A 326-nucleotide genomic window follows, 5' to 3' on the forward strand; every position below is an offset into this window, starting at 1 on the left:
CGTCAATGCGTAAGTCCTAATATGATTATGTAATTATCTGTGATTTATAGTAAAGTACGAATTTATCTACTACGTCAATTGATGTCGTTAGGTTTTGAAAAGAATATTGGATAAGACAAAACCCTGTACGCTTTTTCTTACACCAATTCCAGTGAATGGCGCATTTTCATACACTAGAAAATTGCCTATTATGAACCCATCAGGAACAGGAAGTTCCAGAACATAAAACAAAAATGATAAGTTCAGGCATCAGGACGTGAGGTAGGACAGGAGTTATACCTAAAGTGCGAAATACAAAAAAGCCCGACAGGATGTCGGGCTTTTTT

This window comes from Acinetobacter sp. UBA2063, from assembly GCF_002333245.1.
Classification (GTDB): Bacteria; Pseudomonadota; Gammaproteobacteria; order Pseudomonadales; family Moraxellaceae; genus Acinetobacter; species Acinetobacter parvus.